Source organism: Capnocytophaga sp. oral taxon 332 str. F0381, from assembly GCF_000318275.2.
Classification (GTDB): Bacteria; Bacteroidota; Bacteroidia; order Flavobacteriales; family Flavobacteriaceae; genus Capnocytophaga; species Capnocytophaga bilenii.
The window spans coordinates 2735-3098 of the sequence record NZ_KB291261.1 but is presented as its reverse complement, the minus strand read 5'-3'; the positions used below and the strand labels follow the sequence as shown (position 1 = coordinate 3098).

General features: G+C 27.7%; 1 protein-coding gene. It reads left to right on the top strand.

Translation table 11 applies throughout. The features are described from left to right. Nucleotides 1-5: 5 nt before the first annotated feature. Nucleotides 6-364, top strand: a 359-nt coding sequence (locus HMPREF9075_RS13040; RefSeq protein WP_034556523.1) for a hypothetical protein, incomplete at its 3' end; no start/stop codon positions are given.

Sequence of the window (364 nt, the reverse complement as noted above, 5' to 3'; positions counted from 1 at the left end):
TTCAGATGGTAAAGATTTATTATTTTATTTCAGCATGTTTATTGTTATTTTCTTGTAACAATAACAATACCCAAGTATCATCTTCTGATGAAACTATCGATACTATTTCCTCTATCAAAAGAGATACCATAGTAGAAAAAGATACAATTGCACCAATTCAAGTGCCTAAAGAAGAAACTGATGAAGCTACAAAAATGATTTTAGAATTTTATGATAAGTACATCAGGCAGAAAGATAAAATGCCTTGTCTTGATTGCGAAGAATTAAGGAAAATAGAAAGGGAGTTTCTATCAAATAAATTGATAAAAAAAATAAAACCTATTACTGAATATAGAGATATGGATTTTATTGTAAATGCCCAAGA